A 25825-nucleotide genomic window follows, 5' to 3' on the forward strand; every position below is an offset into this window, starting at 1 on the left:
TTCTCCTTATTAGTGTAATTTGAATCTAATGTCAAATTTACCGTTTTCTCCAATTGCATCATAGAAGTCTTGATATCCAACTCCACCTTTTTCTTTAAGTCCGTCACTTTCAACGTTTGGATCTTTTCCTCACAATTTACTTCCTCCGGCAATTCCTTCAAAAGTTAAAGCAAACAAGTCACGATATTTAATTTTATTAATTACATATTTAGCAAGTTCATCAGAAGTTCTTGATTTACCTGGTTGATTTCTATATGTTAAAACATGTCTGAAAACATCATCATTTCCAAGTGAAATGTTTTGGGTGTTGTTTGTTCGATCTTTATCAAATCTATTTACTATCTCTCAAAATACAACCAATACTGAATCTCTGCCATCCTTTGTAACTGGTATAGCAATTACAAGTGGAAGTCCTAAAAAGTTTTTGTTTCTATCTTTAGCTGCATTATATCTGTAGTAATAAAGTGAATCGTAGTTGAAATATCTTCTATCCCCATCTCCTAATTGAGCTCTTCTATATCTATCGGTGTTTTGATACTGAAGGCCACTATCGTTGGCAAGGTTTGGTGTTAATGCTTTTCAATAAATTTTATTTCCCACTTGGGTGTAACCTTTGTATGGGCCAGTGAGTTTAACTTTAACCCTAAATGAAGAGTTACTTTCTGTCTGAGTAGCGGCAATATCAGCACCTTGATCGTCATCATCAATATCTTTATCTACATTTTCTGTGAAGTAAGGAATTCCATGAGTTGTTCTGCCATTCTTTTGAACAGGACGCTCATTCATATCAAGAATTGAATATTTAACAAAAGCTCCAAAAAGGTTTACAGGCGCTTGCAGGTTATTTCATCCGGCTTCATCAGCAGTAAACAATGTACGCATTAATGTTTCGTTGTTTTGGATATTATCTCTTTTAATGATAAAGTCATTTAAAGTTTTAAATGAAATTGATGAATTTTCATATCTAATTCCAAAATCAGGAACATTACTAAATGAAGATGAGTTTTGAGCAATTTCTGCAGGTTTTTTAAATTTGAAGTAATAACTTACATACACTTTTTTAACGGAAGGGTCAGCAGTAAGTTGCAATCTAGTGTATTTAGCTGCGTCATTGTTTGCTTCTTTAATCAAGAATACTTCGATGTTGTCAGTGTTGTATGTAGGGTTGGATGTTTTTAAAATGTTAAATTCATTAAACATCTCTTTTAAAGTTGAATTGTTAGCAGAATCATTAAAGAAACTGTTTAATTTTTTTGCTTTATATTGTTGACCTTCAATTGTTAAATCTTCTTCTGGAATCGAATTTCCTTCTATAAATTCAGAAAACTTTTCAGCAGAAACAGTGTCTTTAGGGCTAACTTTTGCGTAATTTGGAACACCGTTTTCTAATTTACCTAAATAATCATAAAAAATATCTGTATTGTTTTTATTTTCAAATCAATGAGCTAATGTATCAAGTTTTTCATACCCCTTAGTTAGTGCGATTAAAATATCAAAGGATGTCGAATAACCCATAACTAATTGATTAATTGGATTTCAACCATCAACTGCTGGAGTTGAAACTTTTTGATATTCAAATTTAACTGAATTGAATCTATCTGAATTTTCTTGGAGTTCATTTGCTCTCATATAGGTTAAAAAGTTGTTCAAATCACCTCTTCCTTTAAAGGTAGAATTTCCATTTATATATTGATCAAAAATTGAACGTAAATTATTTGAATCTTCAGAAGTAGTTGCTGTTTTTTCTGCGTTTGTTGTAGCGTTGTTTCCGTAAGTTAAATTATTTAATGAAACTCTTGTTTTAGCAAGCGTAATTACAGCATTTTTATATTTTTCAAAATAAGCAGTTCTCTCTTGAGTTTTTTCTGTACTTAATGGTTGATCGTATCTAACTGTACGCTCGTTAAGGTAAGTTTTTAAATCATTGTTAATTGAATCTGCTTGTGTTGCATTTTGGACAAAAAGATCAATTTTACTTTGAATTTCTGTTGCTTTATTAATATATTGAAGCGCTTTAATGATATTTTGTCCTGAGAAATTAGTATCAAATTGCTCTTTTAATTTCTCATATTGTGCCTTTTCGACAAAAATATTAGGTACTGAAGTGGTTTCAATAGATGAACTAAACAATAAATCTAAATCAGTTGAAGCTAAATTCATTGATGAAATAGCTTCTTCAGCATTTTCTAATAGTCATGCTTTAAGTTGCTCATCATTGTTATTAAGTTCCGCTTTTTTATTGTAAGCTTCTTTAGCTTTGGTATAGATGGCATTAGAATCGTTTAAATTAACAATTTGTTCATATTTATCTAACATTTGTTGGGTAAATGCAGAAGCTCTAAATAAAATCTCTTTATTTAAACCGTTTTCATTGTATGTTGTAAAGAAATCGTAATAAGGTTTAAATTTATCTTTTAACGATTCATAACGATTTCTTTCTCAATTGTAAATAGCAAGATATTGATCATTGTATTTATTATAGGCTGCTTTGATTTTTTGATTTGCAGTGACTATGTCAGTTGGAGAAGAAACAGATAAACCTTTTAACTCGTTAACCGCAACGTTTTCATAATCATTTAAAGCAGGACTGTTAGTAGCGATTGGGTATTTACTATCAATGAATTTTTTAAGCAACAAGTCTTTTCTATAACGATCTTCAATTTCGTTATTTTTTGTAGATAAAAGTAAATCGATCAATCCATTTGTTCCGTTACTAATTTGAGAAATAAGCTCAAATTTTGCAGGTTCATCGTGGGTTTCTTTTTTAAGTTCTAAGATAGAAGAATCATATTTTTGTTGCAATTGAACGTAATATTGTTTCATTTGACTTGTTTCATAATCTTCATTTCCATTTTTTGATGTATTGTATGAATCTAAATATTTTTTAGCAAGATCTGAAACATGTTGAAGTCTTAATGAATTTCTTAAAGCAATACGATATGAATCATTAGAAGAACCTTCTAAGTAAATTTGAAGTAAATTTTGGTATTCGTCTTTAGCTTCTAAGAAAGGACTTTCTTCTAGAAGTTTAAATGGCGTGTTTAAAATGGCTCTTAAAGGAGCTTTATTTACTTCAAGTAAGTAATTTGCGCTTGCTTGCTCTTCTGTTGGAATAGCTTCTAGTTCGATTGTTTTTTCTGCAACTTTAACAGCTAAATCAATTCTATACACGTATGCATCTAAGTAATAAATCGAAGAATCTAAAATTGATGAGTTTCTTTCCTCATAATAATAAGCTAATGCTTTATCAATTTCTTTTTGAAGCAATTCCCTAGATTTTACTACATTTTGATTAGTTTTTACTGCTTCTGATTTACCATCTAAATCAGTAAGTTTATCTTTTGCGATTTTAATTAAATCAGCAACTTCAACATATTTAGAAAATACAGAATCTACTAATCTAGCTTCTCTAACAGCATCATTCATTTGGGTTTTAGTTGTAGCATCTCTAATTTGGGTAGCTAGTTTGTGGAAGAATTCGTTTCCGACATTTGCTAATGATTGATATTTCTCAGGAATTGAATTTTCTGAAGTTATTAATTCAAATTCAATTGTTTTAATTCCTTTTTCAGTAGTTGATTTAAGTAGTTCGTTAAGCTTTTGTTCTCTAAAAAGATGTAATTCTAATTTATTGATAAAAGCGCCTTCAAGATTTGGTTTTAATACATTTTCTAACTGCGAAAGTTGAGTGTCAACATTTGGCACACTATTTAAAATTAAATCAGCTAAAGCTTTGGCATCAAAAGTAAATCCATATTCAGCGGTAGTATTATCTTTATATTGATAATTTAAATAATCACTTTTAGCAAGCACTTCTTTTTGTGAACTAATTCTTACTTTTTGTAAAGCAATTAAAGATTTGACAACCGGAATTAGTGAATCTACCTCAGAAATTTTAATTAAACTTTCTGGACTAGCATTTAGCTTTGCTTTAATTGAATCTATATAAGCATCTAAATTACTTTTTGCTTGTGCAGGAGTAATTGAAGAAGAGTTTCCTTGTGGATAATCAATATCAGCTGAAAACTCTTTCAAGTTATTTCATTTTTCAAGAACTTTAGTAAATTCTTTGTAAATATTTATTACTTGTGTAATTTCGTCGATTTTATTTGAAATTTCGGCAGGATCAATTTCTAAGTAATTATTAGTAATTGCGTCAGTGTAACCTTTAAGTTTATTCAATAAAGTAATTTGCCCTGACTCTAAATTATTTGAATTGTTTGTTGTGTAGAAGTTTTGTCCTTCTTTAACTTTTCTAGCAAGACGAACAAGATCGTCTCTCTTGAATTTTCAATCACTTAATTTTTGATCAAGTTCAGGAAGTTGGGCTTTATCGGTAACTTTAGTAACTTCATCACGCAATTTATCTAAATAAGTATTAACTTGTGTTAGTAAATTCGAATCAATATTATTGTTATTTTGAAGTTGTTCATTAATTGAAGTTTTTTCTTTTTCAATCCGACCTATTAATTCATTTTTAGCATCTACAAGGGAAACATTGTCTAAAAAGACTCTGTATAAATTCCTTCTATATGTTGCAAGTTCGCTTGATTGGGTGTTTTTGAGTGTATCTTCTTGACCAGATTGCGCTTGTTTTAGTTCGCTTTTTAAAGCGCCAACCATATTATTAACAGAAATGACGTTATCTCTATCAAGAGATTTAGCTGCATTACTTGTGTTTAAATAGTTCAAAATAACATTTTCTTGATCGACTAAAAGCCTTAAGTTAGTTAGCTTAACAATGTTAGTTCTAATAGCAGCAGTATTTTCAGGATCTGAAATAGAATTTGTATGCTCAGTTATTTTTTGAAGAAGTAATGTGTGTTTTGATCTAATGTCTTCTGAGATATTTTCTTCGGTGGAATCATTATTTAAACGATCACGATAGTTGTAATTGATAACTTCAGCAATTTTAACTTCTGTATTTTTGCGAGCTTTTTCGTAAAGATCTTTATATCAAGCTAGAGAAATTTGAGGAATTAAATCCAAAATATTTTGAGTTAAAGTAGGATATCTGCCATCTTCATTCATTAAATCTTTAATACGATCAAATTCTGAGAAAATTTTATCTAAATTTGGAGTTGCATCTAAAGATTCGTTTTTAGCATCTTGATAATAACTTGTTCTAAGTTCTTCTAACTTAGATTTAGCATCATTGAATCGATCTTGAATATCTTGACGGTTTTGAGATTCTTTAGCTAAATATACGCTCATTTGATCAATCACTAATGAAATATCATTTGATGAAGACCCAAAATCATTAATTAATTTTTCGTAATTTTGAATTTGTTTATCATAAGCAATAATTGCCTCATCAAAAATTGCATGTTTGCGATCTTCTTGTGTGTAAAGCTGTTTAACTTGAGCCAATACATCTTGAGCTCTAATTCTTAAATCAGTTTTAACTAACTCATTGTTTAAATTTTTCAATTTTGTCGAAATTTCACTTCTCGTGTCATTAAAGTCAATTAAAGCAGATTCTACTTTTTCATAAATAACACCGTCTTGAGATGTTTTTGGACGACCTAAAATAGCAGTTTTTAAGTTTTCATATGCCGCAGAATTATTAATTTTATCAAGAGAATTAAGTTTTTTAGCAGCCTCGTTTAATTTATCGGCTAAGATAATTTGCTTTCTGATTTCAAATTCTAATTCGCTTATTTGTGCTTGTGTAGCTGAATCATCAGCTAATAATTCTTCTTTTCTTCTTACTAAATCATTAATTGAATTGTTAATTTCAGAATAAGGAGATTCATTTGCATTATCACCTGTGTATAAATTTGTTTGTAACTGTGCTGTAGTTTTCTTTAAGAAAGCTTTTTCAATTTCAAGAGATAACGCATCTCTTTGAGCATAAACTTGTTTAACTCTGTTAAGATAGTCTTCTTTGTCTGTGATTCCGTTTTGATTTATATTATCTAAAAAAGCAAAAGTAACATCATTTAATGCTGATGATTTATCATATTCTTATTGTGGTTTAAATGCACCATAATCATTATTTTTGGTTCCTTGAACAAGAGAATAAAGTGAATTATTTGCGATTTCTAATTCTCTTGCACTTTCAACGACTTCAATAATTTTTTTAAGATCTTCTTTTATTTGAAGTCTTTCTTCTTCAGGAGTGTTTTTATCTAAAACTCTTTGTTGATATTCTTTAATCTTGTCAAGAAATTTTTGTTGAGTTGGTGTAGGTTGATCTCCTATCATATCAGGAGCAAATGTATTATTTACTTTTTCATATGCTTCATCGAAACCGTCTCTAGCTTGTCATTTAATTCTTTCATCCAAGTACTCTTGGGCATTAGCATCTAACTCTTCAGCTAGTTCTTCAGAACCGATTGCATTACGTGGATCTTCAAGCATTTTTTCAGCACTTTTTTGAGCTTCTTTTATTTTGTTGAAATATTTTTCAAGAGCCGCTTGTTCATCTTTATTGCCTTTGGATTTATCAATAGCTTCTTGTGCTCGTTTTGAAGCATCTTCAACTGCTTTGAATTTAGGAGCGTTATCAGCTATTTTCACCATATCGTCTTTAAGTTGGTTAATCTTAGCTTGCTTTTGTTCAAAAGTTAGATTAGGATCTAACGCTGCTGATTTAGCATCGACTTTAGCCTGATCTAGTTTTTGAAGCAATTTTTGAGCTGTTGGAGAATTTTGAGCAGCCTCTTCTCCTCCGAAAAGTTCGATGATTCTTTGTCTTTGTTTGTCGAATTCATCATTAGCATCGTTAACATTTTTATCAAGTGCTACATTATTTATTTGGCTTCTGTATTGTTCAATTAAAGTTATTAATTCTTCTCTTGTAGCAGTTGAATCTTCTGGGATTAGAGGGAGTGAAAAATCATTTAATTTTGTCAATTCATTTCTAGTGTCTTGAGTTATGTTTTCTAATGTTAAAGAATCTGAAGCGACAGTTACTCATTTTCTAAGTTCTAAACGGAGAATTTCTCTTGTTTTGTTTGAAAGATCATTGAGTTGCTCGTTTAAAATTGTTGGGTTAGTCTCGTTTTTAATCAATAGATCAATTTTATTTGAGATTTCACTCAATCTGTTTTTTTCGATATCAAAAGGATTTTGATATGCAAAACTTACTTGCTCATTTAATTTTGAAAGTGCATTTTTGAAAGTAACGTTTAAAACAACCGTATCAGTTAGTTTTGCATATTCTTTATTGATTTCCTTTAAAAAATCATCTATGTTATCAAATTGAGCATTTAAAATATCGTTTAAACGACTTCTAAATGAATTAGCAACATCTTCAGAAATATTATTTTTCGAAAACTCTTCGTTTATAAGAGTATTAAAATCACTAATATTTTGATTGAGTATTCTAGTTGAAATAATAACTTTTTCAAGTTGGGTTTTTTTGTTTAATAACTGTTCAAGATTTTGATCTGTGAGATCGTTTATTTTAGAAACTAAAGAATTAACAACGTTTTTAATTTGATTATTAAGTTTTAGTGAATTAATTTGTTGTAAAGCACCTTCAATATCTTTTTTTAATTCTTTTTCAGTTTTAGTTTCATCAACTATTCAGTTAATTTCCCGATTTAATAAATCATTTAAGTATGCAATTTCACTTGTCTTTGTGACTGATAATAGTGTTTCATTGCTATTTGCTATATTTCTGTACTCTTCTATTCTTTGAAGAGCGATTGTTTTGTGTTCTGGAGAGATTTGTGATTTTTCAATTTCATCTTTTACTCTAAAAAGATTGTCCATAAATGATGTTCTAACGTTAGTGCTTTCAATTGCATTAGAACTGAGCTTATTAACAATTTTAGAAAAAATATCTTGATATTCTAAAATTGCATCCCTTGAATAACTAGGAGAATTAAGTAATTTTAAAATTTGATCCACTGTTTGATAAACAGCACTTTTTTCAGAAAACGACGCAAAAGGAGAAACCTCTTTTACAAGGTCCTCGTGAAAGTTTCAAATTTGTGTTTCAAGTGCTAGTGAGGTTGTGTTTTGTTGGTTGATTAGTTTATCTATGGTATCAAAGAAAGAATTCAGTATTTCTTCACGGTTTTTATTTGATAAAGAAAGTTGTGACTTAGTAGTTTCAAGTGCATTATTAGCAATTTCTTGATAATCACTTTCCTTTACTAGTGCGATATAGTTATCTAAAGCTTTATTTAAATCTTCTTTAGTTGCTAATTTTATTTTCATTTTAGCCAATTCTAGCTTTAGTTTATTTCTTTGTTGTAACATTAAAGCAATACTTGAATTTTCATTTTCAAGCAATTGACTTGCATAGTTTGATTCTTGTTGAAGTAAAACTAAATCGTTCTTATTGTCACTTTGTTTGATATATTCGATAACTTCATTATTAATATTTTTTAACTCATTAAAAAAGTAAGTTTGTTTTCTTGGAGTTTTGTAATTAGTGTGAAGTGCTATTAAAATTCCAATAGCACTTAAAGCTAACGCTCCAGAAGCAACAGATAAAATTGCTGTTGTCCTGAAAGTTTTTTTGCCTTTTTGTTTCATGATTCTCCTTGTATGTAAAATAATTAAAAATTATAAAAATTTTATACATTATACCAGATTTATGAAAATTTTATCTTACGATAAAAGTGCAAAAAAAGCAAAGAAAAAGCCCTAAATTAGGGCTTTTTCTTTAGAACTAGCATTTGCATTCGGTGCAAGTGCATTTTTGACATTTACATGAACATTCCATAGCACAATTTTGTTCTGTAGAAGATTCTTGTTTTGATGAACAAGTACCTGTTGCACAAGTGCTTTTTACTTCATCTTTTTTGTCTTTACAACAATTTGACATCATCATGTCTCCTTTGCTTTCGAAAAATGAATAGACATAAGAAACTAATTGATTTTTTAGCGCGCTGTCACTAATTTCTGAAGCTATTTTCAGAAGATTTGACGCTACATATAAATGTTCGTTTGAAAGATGAGAAAAGTCAACAATTTTGGCCGAAATTTTGTTTTGCAACATCTTTGCTTCACGGCATTTCTTCTGATTTTGACATAAAATTTGGACTTTTTCAACATTTTTGTTAATTATCTCCATTGCTTTTACGTCTTCATAATTATACAACTTAAGATCACTTTTTATTTTATCAATGTTAATTTTTTCTACACCTGTTAGTTGTTTGATAATTTTTTTGTCTTTAATAGAATCAGCAAGCAAAATCACACCACACATTTCTGCCACATATCCTGTTTTGTTTTTGTTTAGAGCTTTAATTATCTTGGAATCTTTTTTAGCCACTGATTTTAAATATGAAAAGAAATCAGTTTGTTGAATGTTTAATTCTTTTAAAACATTTGAAAGTGATACTGGAGATGAATTATCTTCGTAAATGTTATTTACAACTGTATTTGGAAAGTATTTTAAAAGTAATTCTCTTTCTAAGTTGGGATTAAAACCAATAAATTCAATATTGTTGACTTTTTTATTGAGTTTTATTCCTGTAAGCGTTTTAATTGAATTAGTTAAATTTGCCGCTACTAAATTATCAATTTCATGTTGTTTTTTGTTTTTTAATACACTTGGACGAATTAATGTTGTTTTATAAATGAATTGTTGATTTTTTTCAAAACCAATAGTATACAAAAAAGGCAGTTTACCATAAAAACCGCTTAATTTGTAATCTTTAGTTTGAATAACTTCGAAATCAATGTATATCTTAGTGTTCATTATTACTTACCGAGAGTTAATAATTTAACGAAGTTTGAAGCTTCAAGAGATGCTCCACCAACTAAGAAACCATCAATGTCTTTTTGTGACGCAAGAGATTCGATGTTAGTTGGTGAGACACTTCCACCATATTGAATAACAAGTTTATCAGAAGTCAATGAACGGATGTATTCACAAACATCTTGTGCAATTTCAGGAGTTGCAACTTTTCCTGTCCCGATTGCTCAAATTGGTTCATAAGCTAAAACAATTTTGCTTAGGTTTAAATCTTTTAAAGATTCTTCTACTTGTTTTTTAATTACTTCTTTGGTAATTCCTTGTTCGTATTCTTCAAGTGTTTCACCAACGCAAATAACAGGTGTCATTCCTTTTTCTAAAACAACTTTTGCTTTTTGGTTTACAAGTTCGCTTGATTCATTGTGGTAGCTTCTTCTTTCTGAGTGTCCTAAAACAACATATTTGACATTTAAATCTTTAAGCATGTCTGCTGAAATTTCACCGGTGTATGCTCCTTTTTCGTGCACTGAAACATCTTGAGCAGCTAGATGTAAATTAGTGTTTTTGTAATCTCTAAAAGCAGCTAAATTTGTGTAAGGTGAAGCTATTCCATAAGTTACATTATCAACTAATTTGTCTTCTTTTAATTGCAATTGAACATCAAGTTCATTTAAAAAAGTTTGGGTATCAGTGAAAGTTTTGTTCATCTTTCAGTTACCAATAATTACAAGTTTTTTCATATTTCTCCTTTATTAGAATGAATTATCTTAATTATAATAAATTGACATAAATATAAATGTATTTATATTTGCATTAAGCAAATAAAATGAAATTGTTTTTTATAGCTTTGATTTTTAATGCGATCTTTAATAAAAGATATAATTTAATTATGTCAACTTCAAATTTAATTAGCAACATTAAAAATGATATTTTTAAGTCCTTCGAAAATCAACACGGTAAACTTAAAATAATTGGTTCAGAAAAGCAAAAAATCTCATTTAAAATTATAGACTCTTATCGATTTCAAAGTGATGAGGATATTAGTTTGACTATTCCTTATTTAAAAGATAACGAAATTAATATTGAAGATTTTTATGCGGAACAACTCGAAAAACTTTATTCAATTATCAGTAAGTATAAAAGTAAACTTTATTCAATAAAAAAATATCCAGGAATGGTTAGAATAAAATACAACAACAAAATATATGATTTTAGTTTATCTCTTTTAAAAGATCGAAAGTTGTGAGTAATTGACAATATGTTTGGGACTTTAAAAGAATCAGAAGTTGTAGAAATTGAGAATTCTCTTAAATTACATCTTAAGAAAAAGTATTTAAAAGAAATTATTGTTTTTGTTAAAACTTTGGTTGGTTTATACAAAATTTACAAATACAGGCTTCCTAAAGGATCGTTTCTAACATTTTTAATCATTCATAATTATAAGCTTGAAAATTCACTTGAAAAAAGTATTCACAGTACATTAAAGAACTTAAAAAACTTTCTTAATAAGCACAAAAATCATAACAAAATACTTTTAGCTGGCATTGAGTTTAAAGTTAAATTTAAAGAAAGTGAGATATTGGCTTTTATTAAAGTGTTAGATCAATTTTTAAAACAAGGTAAATTTACTAAAATCTACGAAAAAGAAAACACCCAAAAAATTCTTTTCCTAGGTGGTATGAGTGAAAGCGGTAAATCTACTGCTGGTATATTTTTAGAGAAGAATCTCAATTACAAAAGAATAAAAATCATAAATATTGAAAAAGAATTACTTAAAGACTTTGGTATTCGAAACCTTAATGTCTCTAAAGATAAATTTTCAGATCTGTTAAAGTATTTGTATAGTCAGAAAAACATATATGCACTTTTCTTGCATAAAATATATGATTATTCAATAGGACAAAATGTTGTTCTTGAATCATTGTATAGAAGCAAATTGTTTCTTGAGGTTCAAAAATTACATCCAAAAACATATTGTTTTTATTTAGAAGCTACCAAAACTAACAGAATTAATAGAGAGTTTTTAAAAGTTACAACCCAAGAAAATATCGATTTCAATCAACATTGCATTAATTTTGAGCAAAAAGAGAAATTTAAGCGTACACATAAAGCTCATATGGTAAGAAATGTTGCAACTCATTTAATAAATAATAACGGGACTTTAGACAAGCTCCTTTTAAAAATTAAAGATCTTGAATCAAAATTATAAAATCACCTAAGAGCGTAACTCTCAAGTGATTTTTTTGTTATTTTTTAACTCTTGTCACGAAATCTTTATTAGTTGTGTCTTCGATTTGTTCAAGAACTTTAATAAGTTCTTTTCTTTCTTTTGAAGAATAATCTGGAATGATGATTTTCAAATTCAACTTCATATCTCCGGTTTTACCGTTTCTTCTGAATCCTTCTCCAGAAATTTTAATTGTCTTAGATTCTAAATAAGATTTTTTAAGTTTAATTTTTTGAACTGAATTTGGAGTAGGCACTTCCACAACTTTCTCTTGTAAAATATCTGCAAAAGATACAGGAAAATCTAAAATAATATCATCTCCCAATCTTTCAAAATACTTATGAGGTTTAATTTTGATGTGTAAAAATAAATCTCCAGAACGACCTCCGTTAATACCTGGATGTCCATATCCGGTGCATTTTAATATTGATCCGTCAGTTACTCCAGCAGGAATGTTAATTTTGATATCTTTTTCGGTTTTTATGTATTTTGCACCTTTACAATGTTCACATTTTTCAACATAAATTTGGCCAGTTCCATTACAAGTGTGACACTCTTCAGAAATCATTTGAGCTCCGAAAATTGTGTTGACTCTTCTTCTTTGTGAACCTTGTCCATTACATGTTGAACAAGTCTTAGATCCTTTAGCTTTATTAGCGCCAGTCCCATTACAGAATAAACAAAGATCGTATTTTGGAAATTTACGACTATCAGTAATTCCGTTAAAGGAATCAATAAAAGAAATTTCATAAATCATTTCTTTATCTTGACCTTTTTGAGGAGCGTTTGTGTTTCTTCTTGAAGATTTTCCAAAACCAAAAATATCCCCGAAAATATCGCTAAAATCTCCAAAACCGCCAAAACCTTGAAATCCTCCAGAACCTCCTGCAAAGTTAGCGTTTTCTGCATCGTGTCCAAATTGGTCATAATTTTGTCTTTTTTTAGAGTCAGATAAAACTTCGTATGCTTGATTTATTTCTTGCATTTTTTTATCAGCATCTGGTTCTTTAGATTTATCAGGGTGATATTTCATTGCAAGTTTACGATATGCACTCTTAATTTCTTGTTCAGTGGCATTTTTTGAAACACCTAAAACTTCATAATAATCTCTCTTGTTTGCCATAATTAGTTTAATTTTAGCACAATTTAACTTAAACTGCTAATTTTCTTTAAAAGTCTTTACTTTTGAACCTAGTTTTATAAATGTAATATACTTTAATATATGAAATTATTTGTTAGCAAAAAATACTCACCATATTACAATTTATCTCTTGAGGAATTAATTATGCAAGACCCTGAACAACAAGGTGATATTGTATATTTATATCAACATGACAATGCTGTAATTATTGGAAAAAACCAAAATGCGCATGAAGAAATTAAAAGAGATTACATTATTGAAAACAAAATTGAATTAGCACGTAGATCAAGCGGTGGAGGGGCTGTTTATCACGATCTAGGTAATATTTGTTTTTCATTTATAACTGATTATGACAAAAAAGGTGGATACGAAAGATTTTTATCACCAATTATTGGATATTTAAATTCATTAGGATTAAATGCAGAATTTAAAGGACGTAATGATTTATTGTGTAATGGAGCTAAAATTAGTGGAAATGCACAATTTATCAAAGGAAACAGAATTGTTTCACATGGCACATTACTTTTTGATGTAGATTTAACAAAATTAGCAAATGCTTTAAATCCTTCGAAATTAAAAATGGAATCAAAAGGAATTCAATCAGCACGTCAAAGAGTCACAAATATTGCAAAAGAATTAAATTATTCTATGAATGTTGAAGAATTTATTCAAGGATTAGTTGATTATTTTGTAAAAAACTTTGATGCTAAATATGAAGAATTACCTGTTCAAAAATATGACAAACAACTTCGTGAATTAATGGCAATTCGTTCATCTGAAGAATGAATTTATGGTCGTAATCCACAATTCAGCGCTGAAAATGCTAAAAAATTCCAAAATGGGATTTTGAAAGTTAAATTAAATGTTGTGGAAAATAAAGTATTAGACATTTTCTTTGAAGGAGACTTTTTGAGTAAAAAAGATCTTAGTGATGTAATGCATTTATTTAATGGCATTGAATTTAAACGAGAAGCTTTTGACAAAATTCTTGATCAAATTGATTTAAATATGTATTTTGGTGGAATTTTAAAAGAAGAAATTCTTGAATTAATTTTTGGTTAATATCATGGCAAAAATCAATATAGACAATTTTGAAATCAATTATTTATACGAAGATGGAAAAGACAACAAACCTTTAGTGTTGTTTTTTCATGGTTTTGGAGATTCATATCAAAATTTCAATCCAATATTAAGAATGCAAAGAAACTTTCGTTTTTGTGGATTGGACTTCCCTGGATGCGGATTAAGTTCAGCAAAAAACGATTTACTATTAGAAGATTATTATAAAGTGGCACTTAAATTTATTAATCAAGTTTTAAGCGATGAAAAGCAAATATACATTGTCTCACACTCACTAGGGGCGTCTTCGGCTTTATTTGTTAATTCGCTTCCACAAATTAAAGCCTCTTTACTGTTATCGCCTTTTAATGAATTTTTAACTTTTGATAAGGACAATTTAACGCTTCCTAATTGATTAATTCCAAGTAACACTCAAGAATGTGTGGAGTCTTATGAGAATTTATTTGCTAGTTCTAATGAGCGTTTAAATAAAGTTGCTAATTTCACTTGCATGAGAAGAAATTCAAGTTTTGAATTCCATAAAAGAAAATTTGAAAAAATGGTTGTTAACCAGATTACCAATGAAGAATATTTAAATAATACGTTAGCTCAAATGTATGCTAATGCATCTAATATCTACATTTTAAGTGGTGATAAAGATAATTACACTACTGAAATTGAAATGGAGCAAATCAAAAGAAAATACTTTTTTGATACTGAGATTCTCTCAAATGTAGGACACGCAATCATTTTTGAATCTCCTGAAGCAGTGCTGAATAAAATTAATCAAATAATTAAAGAAAACTAAAGAAAAATCAAAGGACAATTAAACCTTTGATTTTTCTTTTAACTGTAAATAAGCAGCTTGAGCAATCATTGCACCATTGTCAGTAGCGTACTTTAAAGAGGGGATAATTGTGTTTGGATATAATTTTAAAAATTTCTCGCGCAACGCAGAGTTGGCTGAAACCCCTCCTCCTAAAACTAAAGTGTTAACTTTATGTTTTGAAAGAGCTAAAGTAGTTTTTTCAATTAAATATTCAATGGATTTTCTTTGAAAACTTGATGCTATTTGAATAGGATCAATTTCTTTGGATTGCATTTTTTGTGTGTTAACATAATTTAACACTTGTGTTTTTAAACCACTAAAAGAAAAATCTAATTCTCCTTCGGTTTTTGGAGTTGTGAACTTAATGAATTCACCGGTGTAATCTCTAGATACTTTATCAATAATTGGACCACCTGGAAATCCTAAATTTAAACGAGTAGAAACTTTATCAAAGGCTTCCCCAACAGCATCATCTAAAGTTTCTCCAATGATTTCAATATCGCTAGCGCTTTGAGCTAAAATCAGTTGAGTGTGACCACCGGAAACTAATAAACATAATGCAGGATAAACGATTTTATGAGTTAAAGTCGCTGATAAAAAATGACCATGCAAATGATTAACCGCAATTAAAGGTACATTTAGAACTTTTGAAATAGCAAAGGCAAATAAATATCCAATTTGCAATGTCCCAATTAAACCTGGTTCTTTGGTGTATGCAACATAATCAAAATGAACATTTTTATACTTTTGAATTAGTAATTGTTCAATTAAAGCAATATTTTTGACATGTTCACGCGAAGCTAGTTCAGGAATGGTTCCTCCAAATTGTTTAAAAATATCAATTTGAGAAATAGTCCACATATCCAAAACTTCACCATCTCTTAAAACTGCAATTGAAGTGTCATCATGCGAAGTTTCAATTCCTAAAATTGTCATTATAAATCTCCAATCTGTGGCATTTTGACATAAAGAGGGACAATGTCAATGGTGTTTTCAACTTCAAAAATATCTTGATAATTTGCAAAATTTTCAATCATATCAGTATAGTTGATTTTATCTTCCTGACCTAATTTATCAACTACCTGAATGTAGCGATGAATATCTTCATTTTTAGCACTAATTAATTCCTTGTGAGTTAAAGCGTACTGTTTTAAACCGCTGGCGTTTAGTAAATACATTTCTTTACTTTGTTGTTTGCTTAAAATGGCAAAAGAGTTAGTGGTTAAAATTAATTTATTATTTCACAAAGCAATTGTTCGAGCAAACACCAAAGCAATTCTCACTCCGGTAAAAAAACCTGGTCCTTTGTTTAAATAAAACTTATCAATGTTGTTGACATTTAAGTTATTTCTTTGAAGAAGTTCATCAAACTTTATTGTTAAAAGTTCAACTTTCTTTTTCACGCCACTAATTAAAAGATGATCTTTGACTTTAAAGGTATCATCAAATAAAATTAAAACTAAATCATCAGCACAAGTATCTAAATAAACATTCATTATTTCACCACGCTTACTTCAAAAATATGATTATCTTTGTCAATAGAAGCATTAATTAAGATGTATTTTTGAAAGTTTAATTTTCTTAAATTAGCTCACTCAATAGCAACGATATTATCTTCAAAATAATCTTCAAATTCTTCTATATCACCTTTGTAATTGTATAAATCAATATGCACTAAACCATCATAAGTTTTCATGTAAGAAAAACTTGGACTAGTTACATTTTGCTTAATGCCGATTTTTTTAGCTAAATATCTGACAAAAGTGGTTTTTCCAGCACCTAAATCACCTTGAAGTAAAATGATTTGACATTCTTGAATTTCTGGATAAAGTTCATTGATAAATTGTTCCAAATCTACAGGATTATTACTTATTAATTGATATTTACTAATGTTTTGATTCATACAAGTCCTTTAAGTTCTTTTATTTTATCAATTTCTTAATTTTATTATGTGAAAGCAATAAAAAAGACCGCTAAACACAACACTTCCTCATATGGCTGCTACATTTCTGTCCTGACCAGGTTAGTGGGTTATTGTTTTAACGGCTTTAGTATTATACCAAATTAATTTATATTAAATATTTAAAGTATTTACTTTGTGCTTTGAAAATTTACATTATAATAAACATACATATTCAAAAAGTGTCAAGTAAAAGTGCTTGACAGTAAAGGAGGCATATTTATGGTAAAAATTAGACTTAGACGTATGGGAAGCAAATTCAGACCAGTTTACAAAATTGTAGCTGCTGATGCTCGTGCTCCTCGTGATGGAAGATTCATTGAAGCTTTAGGACACTACAACCCTTCAACCAAAGAACTTGTTTTAAATAAAGAAGCTACAGCAGCATGACTTTCTAAAGGTGCTCAACCTACTGTAACAGTATCAAATCTTTTTAGAGCTAACAAATTAACAGCTGAATTAAAAAAATAAGCAATGAAAATTAATTTTTTAACCCTATTTCCAAAATACTTTGAACCATTTAAATCTGAAAGTATCATCAATAAAGCAATTGAAAGAAATCTTTTAGATGTTAATATTGTGGACTTTCGTGCTTTTAGTAAAAGTAAACATCATAAAGTAGATGATGAAATTTACGGTGGTGGACATGGTTTATTGTTGCAAGTTGAACCAATTGATTTAGCGCTAGATTCTTTAGAAAACCGCGGTGGATATAAAGTATTAGTATCGCCACAAGGGAAAGTTTTTAATCAACAAATGGCTCACGAACTTTCAAAATATTCACAAATAACTTTTATTTGTGGCCGTTATGAAGGTTTTGATGAAAGAGTAGTTGATTTAGTTGATATTGAACTTTCAATTGGAGATTATGTGTTAACTGGTGGAGAATTACCAGCCATGGTAATGGCAGATTCAATTACTCGACTAGTTGATGGAGTTATTCGCGAAGAATCACATCAATACGAATCATTTCAAGGAATAGGTTTATTGGATTATCCTCAATACACTAGACCAAGAGAATATAAAGGAATGAAAGTTCCGGAAGTACTTTTTAATGGTAATCATAGTGAAATAGAAAAATGAAAACGTCAGGCCCAATGAGAGAAAACCCTCAAAAATCGCCCTGACATAATTGAAAGGATTAAACATGAGAAATAAATTAATGGAGCTTGTTGAAGAAACACAATTACGTACTGATTTAGTGGCTTTTGAAACTGGAGATAACGTTAGAGTTCACGTTCGTATTCGTGAAGGTGAAAAAGAACGTATCCAAGTATTCGAAGGGCTTGTTATTTCTAAAAAAGAATCAGGTACTAGAGAAACCTTTACAGTTAGAAAAATGTCATATGGTGTAGGAGTTGAAAGAACTTTCCCTTTAAACTCACCACTTATTGCAAGTATTGAAGTTGTTCGTTCAAATAAAGTTAGAAGACACAGACTTTACTTCATGAGAAACCGTACAGGAAAAAGTGCACGTCTTAAAGAAATTAAAAGATAATTTTATATGCCCAATAAGCCGCTTACAGCGGTTTTTATTTGAACTTGTACCATACATAAATTGATATAATCAATATCATAAAGGAGAAATATGAAAAATTTTAATTTATCATCACAAACAAAAGATTTAAAATCTCTTTCAATTGCAATAGTTGTTTTATCGTTATTGCTATGAATTTTGTTTTTTATAGCACGACTAATTATATTTAGTTCTGCTTTTGCAGAAATATTTTGATTTATTGGTGCTGCTTTGTGAATTGGTAATTTTGTTGTGACAATTATTGCATCAGTTAGATCTTACCAACTTAAGCAAGAAACAGTAAGTAGAGTTTTATCAAGTAAATTCCAACTTTTATTTATTTTATTTTTAATAGGAATTTTTATTAATATCGTTGCTTTTATTGGGGCTATTATTTACTTAGCTTCAGTTGACAAAATGATCCAAGAAGAAAATAAATATTTTGCTCCAGACAACTCTGACTTAGATCAAAAAGCTTAAAACTCATAAGAAAAAGCAGAAACTACACATTCTGCTTTTTCTTATGAAATTTTATTAACTGAACCAAATTCTTGGTGGAAAAATTGGAAATGATCTGGATGTACATACATTGTACCAGCTATTGATATTGATTCGGTATCATAACCATAAAAATTAATTACAACTAATTTTTCATGTTCAAACTTATTAACTTTTTGATATTCTAAAAAATAAATCATGTTATTGAGCATTTTAGCTTTTAATAAAGCATCAGTTATTGATGAGGTTAAATCTAATTGATCAACACTGTTAAATAAATTGTTTGAAACATAAATGGTTGCTTCAGCAATTTTTTGATTTTCTTTAAAATACTCTTTGGTAAAAGCTCTTCAACCATTTACAAAAATAACGTTTTTAGTCTCAAATCATTGCGGTTCTTTAATTTCATTAGTTACTTCAATTCCGCTTTGAGAATCGGCTTTTAGCATGTATGAAAGCGGTTTGATGAGATTGTGAAAGTTCTCAGCCACAAAGTGACCACGTTTGTTAATTGAGTAAACAGCTCCTAAAGCGGCTAACTTATTGTAAGCGCTCACTACTACTCCTCTAGAGCATTCAAAACGATGCATTAAAGCATGCTCAGAAGGCATAACTTTGTTGGTTGGGATTTTCTTTGTCTTAATTAAATCAAGTAAATAATCAATAATTTCTTGGGTTTTGCTAATGTCGTTTTTAGAATATTTCATATTTTAATTATATTAAAATATTAAAAAACTTATTTTAAGCCTTTAGAATAAAATTGTCAGTTTATTTTACAGTAAAATTATGTTTTTTTAAAGTTTTTTAAAAAACATTTCTCAGCTTAAATTCCACATTTTACGGTATTAAAACACAAAAGAAAAATCCCTTTATAAAGAGATTTTAAATTAATTCGTTTAAACCAAATAATGCTAAATCTTCTCCAAGATCATCAATTTTAAAATCTAAAACTTGTGCTTGTGAAGATCACATTAATTCTTTGGCTTTATTGAATGCTTCTTGAATAATAAAAGGAGCATTAACAGAAATAGGCCCGCTAAAAACAATTAAATTAGGATTTACAAAAGCAGCTGTAATGGCGATAGCTTTAGTTAATGTTTCAACTGCATTATTAATAATTTCAACAGCATAATCTTTGTTTGCTTTATAATCGGTCAATACATCTTTAGCACTAGCGTTAATGCCTTTATTTTGAGCTTGTAAAGCTCATCCTGAACCTGAAAGATAAATTTCACTTGCATAAGGACTTAAGTGAAAGAAAGGTTCTTTGTGTGGTCCTAAAGGCATTTTGGCAATTTCTTGAGCTTGATAATTATGTCCTACAACAATTTTATTATCAATAATTAATCCTCCACCAAATCCAGTACTTAATGTGAAAAACTGAGTATGAGTTCCACTAATGTTATATTTGTTGTGAGCTCCTAGTCCAGCGGCGTTAGCATCGTTTTCACACACAACTACCTTAACATTAGAATTGTTTAGAATGTGTGCTTTTACATTCAAGTGTCTTCAACTAGGTAGATTTGGAGTATCTAAAATAATTCCGTTTTTATAATCTGCAGGTCCAGGTAAACACATAGCTAATGCAGAAATTTGATGTTTTGTTGCTAGCGCAATTATTTTTTCTAAAGTTTCATAAGCATTATTTGAGTTAGTTGAGAATTTTTCTTTAAAAATAATTTGTCCATTATCAATGATGGCAAAACGAGTGTTTGTACCACCAATGTCTACAACTGCTTTTTTATACATTTTTCACCTCTTGTTTTATTATATATTTATTGAATTCTTTCTCAATTGATTCTAATGTCGGAATAGATTGAGCATAACCTCTTTTTTGAGAAGTTAGCGATGCTGCAATGTTAGCTTTTAAAATTAAATAGTAAATATCTTTTAATTTTAAATTATTTAATTTAAAGTTATGCTCAGCAAATAAAGCAACAAAAAATCCAAAAGAAACATTATTTGTGGCTTTATGACTAATGTATTTACGTTCTAGATTTGGAACTAAGGTATTTTCTTTGCTTACAAACACAATTGTCCCATGTTCTTCAAAAGTGATTAAAAAGATTTTTTTGCTTCATTTATTCTCTTTGATTATGTCATTAAATTGATTAATTTCACATTCAAAAAGTAATTTAAATTCATTAAAACTAAGTTGAATAATGTGTGAATTTCTAATGAATTTAAAAACTTTCTCTTTAAGTTGTTTGGTGACTAAAGGATAGAATTTGGAATTTAAATTAACTTTGAATGCTACTAGTTTATTTTGCTGTTTGACAGTTTTTAAAACGCTTAAATATTCTAATTCTTGTTTAGGGTTCAAAAACATAAAGTTAGAGTTTATAAGTAGTACATCAAAATTATCTTCAAAATTAAAAAACAAATCTTTAGAAGTGTTAGATCACAAGTTAAGCTCTGCAATAGTTTGATAATCAGAATTATTGTTTAAAGTTTTGGTTTTAACTTTTTCTTTTTGTAGTAAATATTTTGAATTAATATTATTGGTTCTTGCAAACGAAACAAGCTTATTGCCCATTGTGTCTTTACCTAAAAGAGAAGCTAAGTAGACACTATTGTTAATTAATGCAGCAGTAGTTGCCGTACTTAGTCCGGCCCCAGAAAGATATTCAACTTTAAAAAGTTCATTTTCAAATTTATGAACAGTTGATTCTCCTAAAACCAACAATCTAGGTTCAAAAATATTTTCTAAATCATAATTAAAACCTTTTAAATGATTCACGGTGACATTGATATTATTAAATTTATAATAAACTTCGCTATTAATGAAATATTTAAATGAAAAAACTTCTTCTCCGTTGTTGATGAAAATTTGACAGTAAGTTTTATCTAAAATCATTTCGAAATTATTTATATTAATATTTCTTGTAATAATTAGTCCTGATTCAGGATTGATTAAATAAGACATGTTCGAACGATCTAAAGTTAATGTATTTTGTTTATATTTCAATGATAATCAATCACCCAAGTTATTTTTGATTATTAATTCAAAATCACTGTTATTTTCAGCTTGAATTAATAAAGGTTGGTTTTCTCATTTGAGTTCTTGAACGTTTTGTTGCGTTTTTTGAATTAATTCTTTAATAAAAGGATGATATTTCTGAAGTAGTTTATTATTGCTTAACTCAAAGATTCTTGGAATATTTAAAAAGTGTGCATTTTGATATTTAAAATTTCCAACTTCCACATCTTCAGGAGATGCGGCTCAACCTAGATATATTGTTTGGTTTGTGTTATTGAAAGATTGTGGAGCGTAAAACTCAGTCCCTAAATCAGCAAATTGAATATTTTCGATTTTAAATGTTAGCGAATTAAAATCCATTTTACCAATTATCATGACAACAACATCACGTTTTTGGTTGTTTTTTCCAAAATAGTAAGCACCTTGGGTTGAAAAACTCAACACATCTTTGTTACCTACTCTAAAAAAATCAGGACATTCAAACATGTAAGCATCTTGGAAATTTAAATAGTCATTTTCAAACTTAATGTTTCCTAAATATTGAAAATCTTTATCAGGCTTGCTTGAAGAATAAAGCGCAACTGCACCTTTTTTTGTAAATCTTTTTTGAGCTCCATGGAAAAGATATATTTTTTGATCATTATCATTGTAAAAAGGTCTAGGATCGCGAAAATCGTTAGTAAAGAGTTTTTTGTTAACTTTAAACAAAGTTTTTTTATTACTAATTTTGTTAGTTTGAGGATTAAATTCAACAACGTTGGTATATTCATTATTAACAAGTTTAAATTTAGATTTTGTATCAGAGTTACCAGTGTAATATAAATAAATTTTATTTTGATAAACCAACGCTCCTCCGCTAAAGACACCGTCTTTATCGGTTAAATTAGAAGGAGAAATAATAATTCCTAAATCATGATACTTAATAAAATCTTTTGTTTTATAAGCCCTTCAGTTTTTTAGCTTATGAACAGCTATATCTGGTACATTTTGGTAAAAAATGTAATATCACCCATCATAAAAGAACAAACCGTTAGGATCATTTAACAACCCCGAATAAGGATGCAAGTGTAATAAATTTTTAAAAGGACTATTTTTAAAAAGTTGGTGATTTATTTTTATTTGAGATTTGTTTAAAAATGGTTTTTTAGCACAATAATAGTGCGAAGAAGCAATTTTATTAATCAAATTTAATTGTTTTTTGTATTCTAGTAATTTTTTATTTTTCATAATTATTCTTTATAAATTTTAACTTATTTTAAATTTGTAAATACCTATAGTTTCAAAAGTATGACAAATCAAGAAAACTGGAACTTTTATGCATCTTTTTTATCACTAAAATTGCATAAAAATATAAAATAGAAATAGTATATATTACAACTGAAGGAGATACAGTGAACTTTGAATTATTATTACAAAAAAAAGTTAGTGAATTACCAAATGCAAAGACTATCGTTTTAATTGATGGAGATGACAAAAGAATGGTTCAAGCTGCTAAAGAACTTGAAAAACATTCAAACATTAAAACCATTTTATTAGTTGAAAAAGACGAAGATAAAGTAGAAGGTTTAAATTTTGTCAACATTTATGCTGATCAAGCTAAATTGGAATATTTAACTAACCAATATCTTGAATTAAGAAAAGGAAAAGAAACTTTAGAACAAGCACAAAAAGCACTTAATACAAGACCTTTTTATGCAATGATGCTTTTAGCTTTAAATGAAGCAGATGGAGTTGTTGGAGGATTAAAATATGCCACAGCTGATATTTTAAGAGCTGCCTTTAAAGCAATTGGTCCAAAACCAGGTACCAAAACAATTTCTTCTGCAATGATTATGCACAAAGAAGAAAAAAACTATATTTTCTCTGACATTTCAGTAAACGTAAAACCAACTGCAGAACAACTTGCTGAAATCGGAGCAAACGCACGTGACTTTGCTCAACAAATGGGATTTGACCCTAAAGTAGCTTTCTTGTGTTTTTCAACTAGTTTTTCAGCAAAAACACCTGAATCCGAACTTGTAAAAGCAGCTACTGATTTATATAATGAAAAATCAGAAACTAAAGCAATTGGAGAAGTTCAGCTTGATGCTGCAATTGATTTAGAAATTAGAAATGCAAAATACAAAGATCAATCATATCAAGAACCTGCTAATGTTTTAGTGTTCCCTGATTTAAACGCAGGAAACATAGGATATAAACTTGTGCAAAGATTTGCAGGATATGGAGCAATTGGTCCAGTTGTAGTTGGAACTAAAAAACCAGTTAACGATCTTTCAAGAGGATCAACTGTAAATGATGTAGTAAATACAGTCTTAATTACCGCATTACAAAGTCAAGGAGATAAATAATGAGTAAGGTTTTAGTTATTAATGCCGGAAGTAGCTCAATTAAAATGAGTTTATTTGAAAAGGATACATTAGAAGTTATTGCAACAGGTTTAGCAGAAAGAATTACCTTACCTGAAGGAAACATAACAATTAAAACCACTCAAAAACACGAAAAAGTGGTAAAGATGCCAAACCATGAAGTAGCCGTTGAAGAAGTGTATAAATTAATGCAAGAAATCAGCTTAATTAAAGATAAAAGCGAAATTGAATACATTGGATTTAGAGTTGTTCAAGGTGGAGAATTCTTTAAAAAGTCATCAAAAATTGATGAAGAAGCTATTAAAACTATTGACTTTTGTTCAATTTATGCTCCTTTACATAACCCAGGAGCTGTGCAAGCAATGAATGGATTTAAAAAAGTTTTCCCTGATGCTAAACTAAGTGCTAACTTTGATACTGCTTTTCACACCACTATTGATAAAGTAAATTCAACTTATCCAATTCCAAAACAAATTAGTGAAAAATATAAAATTAAGCGCTATGGTGCACATGGAATTAGCCACAGATTTATTACTTTAAAACTTCAAGAAATTTTAAATAAAGACAAAGTAACTTTCGTTAATATGCACATTGGAAATGGTGCTTCTCTTTGTGCGGTTAAAGATTCTAAATCATTTGACACTTCAATGGGACTTACTCCTCTTGCTGGTATTATGATGGGAACTCGTTCTGGAGATATTGATCCTTCAATTCATGAGTTTGTTATGAGACAAAACAAAATGAGCATTGAAGAATTTACTAACATGTTAAATAAAGAAAGTGGATTGTTAGGTGTTTCAGGTATTTCTTCAGATATGAGAGACGTTACTGAACAAGCTCTTCAAGGAAATGAAGATGCAATCTTTGCTCTAGATTTATACTCACAAAAAATTGCTGATTATGCAGCTATGTACTTTAATAAATTAGGCGGAAAAATTGATGCATTAGTATTTACTGCAGGAATTGGTGAAAACGCCTTTCGTGTTAGAGAAAAAATTGTAAATAAATTATTTTTTAGAAATATTGTATTAAACAAAGAAATCAACGAAGGAAAAATCGGAGAATACCAATTAATTAGTGCTCCTGAAAGCGAAATTCCCGTTTATGTAATTAGAACAAACGAAGAGTTATTAATCGCTCAAGACGCCTTAAAACTATATGAAAAATAATATAGCCATTTATCCGGGTTCATTTGACCCTTTTCACGAAGGACACAAACAAATTCTCAAAAAAGCAATTGATTTATTTGAACATGTTTATGTAATAGTGACTAATAATCCCGATAAAGATAACCAAAGCAATATTATTGATCGTTACAATTTTGTTAACCAACAGCTTCAAAAGTTTAAAAATGTTACTGTTTTAATAAATGAAAATGAGTTGACAGCTGTTTTTGCTAAAAAACTGAAAGCAAGGTATATTATTCGTAGCGCTCGTAATATTAAAGATTTTAATTATGAAATTGAATTAGCTGCTGGGAATAAACATCTAAATAAGCATTTAGAAACTATTTTAATTATGCCTAATTACAAAAGCATTAAATATTCATCCACATTAATACGACACAAAGAAAGATTAAAGATTTAGT

21 protein-coding genes and 1 other RNA gene are annotated in these 25825 nt (G+C 28.9%); 10 read left to right on the forward strand and 12 right to left on the reverse strand.

The features are described from left to right. Positions 1-9: 9 nt before the first annotated feature. The 4 genes from EXC45_RS02810 to tpiA form a co-directional block, all read right to left on the reverse strand. Positions 10-5430 carry a hypothetical protein gene (locus EXC45_RS02810; protein ID WP_129693787.1) on the reverse strand — a complete coding sequence of 1807 codons (5421 nt, stop codon included), beginning with the start codon at positions 5428-5430 and terminating at the stop codon, positions 10-12. A gap of 537 nt (positions 5431-5967) precedes the next feature. Continuing rightward, positions 5968-8493, reverse strand: a complete 2526-nt coding sequence (locus EXC45_RS02815; RefSeq protein WP_129693788.1) for a hypothetical protein — start codon at positions 8491-8493, stop codon at positions 5968-5970. 136 nt (positions 8494-8629) lie between these two features. Further along, positions 8630-9664, reverse strand: coding sequence for a hypothetical protein (locus EXC45_RS02820; protein ID WP_036434697.1), 1035 nt, complete (start codon positions 9662-9664; stop codon positions 8630-8632). A gap of 2 nt (positions 9665-9666) precedes the next feature. Continuing rightward, the gene (tpiA, locus tag EXC45_RS02825) at positions 9667-10401 is read right to left on the reverse strand and encodes a triose-phosphate isomerase (protein WP_036434700.1); all 735 of its coding nucleotides are present in this window, start codon (positions 10399-10401) and stop codon (positions 9667-9669) included. Between the two features lie 149 nt (positions 10402-10550). Between tpiA and EXC45_RS02830 the strand changes: the two genes are divergently transcribed. Further along, the gene (locus tag EXC45_RS02830; protein ID WP_129693789.1) at positions 10551-11870 is read left to right on the forward strand and encodes a hypothetical protein; all 1320 of its coding nucleotides are present in this window, start codon (positions 10551-10553) and stop codon (positions 11868-11870) included. A 37-nt stretch (positions 11871-11907) separates the two neighbouring features. Here EXC45_RS02830 and dnaJ read toward each other — a convergent pair whose 3' ends face one another. Further along, entirely contained in the window at positions 11908-13011 is a 1104-nt protein-coding gene (dnaJ, locus tag EXC45_RS02835; RefSeq protein WP_036434704.1) for a molecular chaperone DnaJ, read from the reverse strand. Between the two features lie 99 nt (positions 13012-13110). Here dnaJ and EXC45_RS02840 point away from each other — a divergent pair, with 99 nt between their 5' ends. Both EXC45_RS02840 and EXC45_RS02845 read left to right on the forward strand, forming a co-directional pair. Next, the gene (locus EXC45_RS02840; RefSeq protein WP_036434705.1) at positions 13111-14091 is read left to right on the forward strand and encodes a lipoate--protein ligase; all 981 of its coding nucleotides are present in this window, start codon (positions 13111-13113) and stop codon (positions 14089-14091) included. Positions 14092-14095: 4 nt separating this feature from the next. Beyond that, a complete protein-coding gene (locus EXC45_RS02845; RefSeq protein WP_036434707.1) occupies positions 14096-14896 on the forward strand; it encodes an alpha/beta hydrolase in 801 nt (266 codons plus the stop codon). 18 nt (positions 14897-14914) lie between these two features. Here the strand turns inward: EXC45_RS02845 and tsaD are convergent, their stop codons facing one another. The 4 genes from tsaD to ffs form a co-directional block, all read right to left on the reverse strand. Next, complete coding sequence (tsaD, locus tag EXC45_RS02850) at positions 14915-15853, reverse strand: tRNA (adenosine(37)-N6)-threonylcarbamoyltransferase complex transferase subunit TsaD (RefSeq protein ID WP_036434709.1); 939 nt, start codon at positions 15851-15853, stop codon at positions 14915-14917. Continuing rightward, positions 15853-16413, reverse strand: a complete 561-nt coding sequence (gene tsaB, locus EXC45_RS02855; RefSeq protein ID WP_036434711.1) for a tRNA (adenosine(37)-N6)-threonylcarbamoyltransferase complex dimerization subunit type 1 TsaB — start codon at positions 16411-16413, stop codon at positions 15853-15855. The genes tsaD and tsaB overlap by 1 nt, the downstream gene beginning before the upstream one ends. After that, positions 16413-16820 (reverse strand): tRNA (adenosine(37)-N6)-threonylcarbamoyltransferase complex ATPase subunit type 1 TsaE, encoded by a 408-nt coding sequence (tsaE, locus tag EXC45_RS02860; protein WP_036434713.1) that lies wholly within the window; start codon positions 16818-16820, stop codon positions 16413-16415. The genes tsaB and tsaE overlap by 1 nt, the downstream gene beginning before the upstream one ends. Before the next feature lie 54 nt (positions 16821-16874). Beyond that, an RNA gene (ffs, locus tag EXC45_RS02865) (signal recognition particle sRNA small type) lies at positions 16875-16971 on the reverse strand. A 128-nt stretch (positions 16972-17099) separates the two neighbouring features. Here ffs and rpsP point away from each other — a divergent pair. The 4 genes from rpsP to EXC45_RS02885 all read left to right on the forward strand — a co-directional run bounded on the left by rpsP (position 17100) and on the right by EXC45_RS02885 (position 18873). After that, a complete protein-coding gene (rpsP, locus tag EXC45_RS02870) occupies positions 17100-17348 on the forward strand; it encodes a 30S ribosomal protein S16 (protein ID WP_036434715.1) in 249 nt (82 codons plus the stop codon). A 3-nt stretch (positions 17349-17351) separates the two neighbouring features. Further along, positions 17352-18035 (forward strand): tRNA (guanosine(37)-N1)-methyltransferase TrmD, encoded by a 684-nt coding sequence (gene trmD, locus EXC45_RS02875; RefSeq protein ID WP_036434717.1) that lies wholly within the window; start codon positions 17352-17354, stop codon positions 18033-18035. Further along, positions 18025-18375 (forward strand): 50S ribosomal protein L19, encoded by a 351-nt coding sequence (gene rplS / locus EXC45_RS02880; protein WP_036434719.1) that lies wholly within the window; start codon positions 18025-18027, stop codon positions 18373-18375. The genes trmD and rplS overlap by 11 nt, the downstream gene beginning before the upstream one ends. 90 nt (positions 18376-18465) lie before the next feature. After that, positions 18466-18873 (forward strand): hypothetical protein, encoded by a 408-nt coding sequence (locus tag EXC45_RS02885; protein ID WP_036434720.1) that lies wholly within the window; start codon positions 18466-18468, stop codon positions 18871-18873. Positions 18874-18914: 41 nt separating this feature from the next. Here the strand turns inward: EXC45_RS02885 and EXC45_RS02890 are convergent, their stop codons facing one another. From EXC45_RS02890 to EXC45_RS02900, 3 genes are all read right to left on the reverse strand, one after another. Beyond that, positions 18915-19598 carry a GntR family transcriptional regulator gene (locus EXC45_RS02890; RefSeq protein WP_036434722.1) on the reverse strand — a complete coding sequence of 228 codons (684 nt, stop codon included), beginning with the start codon at positions 19596-19598 and terminating at the stop codon, positions 18915-18917. Positions 19599-19773: 175 nt separating this feature from the next. Beyond that, entirely contained in the window at positions 19774-20640 is an 867-nt protein-coding gene (locus tag EXC45_RS02895; RefSeq protein WP_036434723.1) for an ROK family protein, read from the reverse strand. Beyond that, the gene (locus EXC45_RS02900; RefSeq protein ID WP_036434725.1) at positions 20633-23098 is read right to left on the reverse strand and encodes a PfkB family carbohydrate kinase; all 2466 of its coding nucleotides are present in this window, start codon (positions 23096-23098) and stop codon (positions 20633-20635) included. The genes EXC45_RS02895 and EXC45_RS02900 overlap by 8 nt, the downstream gene beginning before the upstream one ends. A gap of 164 nt (positions 23099-23262) precedes the next feature. Between EXC45_RS02900 and EXC45_RS02905 the strand changes: the two genes are divergently transcribed. From EXC45_RS02905 to coaD, 3 genes are read left to right on the forward strand one after another with little or no spacing between them, the layout of a single operon-like run. Next, positions 23263-24219 (forward strand): phosphate acetyltransferase, encoded by a 957-nt coding sequence (locus tag EXC45_RS02905; protein ID WP_036434728.1) that lies wholly within the window; start codon positions 23263-23265, stop codon positions 24217-24219. Beyond that, positions 24219-25406, forward strand: a complete 1188-nt coding sequence (locus tag EXC45_RS02910) for an acetate/propionate family kinase (protein WP_036434730.1) — start codon at positions 24219-24221, stop codon at positions 25404-25406. The genes EXC45_RS02905 and EXC45_RS02910 overlap by 1 nt, the downstream gene beginning before the upstream one ends. Next, complete coding sequence (gene coaD / locus EXC45_RS02915) at positions 25396-25824, forward strand: pantetheine-phosphate adenylyltransferase (protein ID WP_036434731.1); 429 nt, start codon at positions 25396-25398, stop codon at positions 25822-25824. The genes EXC45_RS02910 and coaD overlap by 11 nt, the downstream gene beginning before the upstream one ends. Position 25825 lies beyond the last annotated feature (1 nt).

This window comes from Mycoplasmopsis columboralis, assembly GCF_900660675.1.
Taxonomy (GTDB): domain Bacteria; phylum Bacillota_I; class Bacilli_A; order Mycoplasmatales; family Metamycoplasmataceae; genus Mycoplasmopsis; species Mycoplasmopsis columboralis.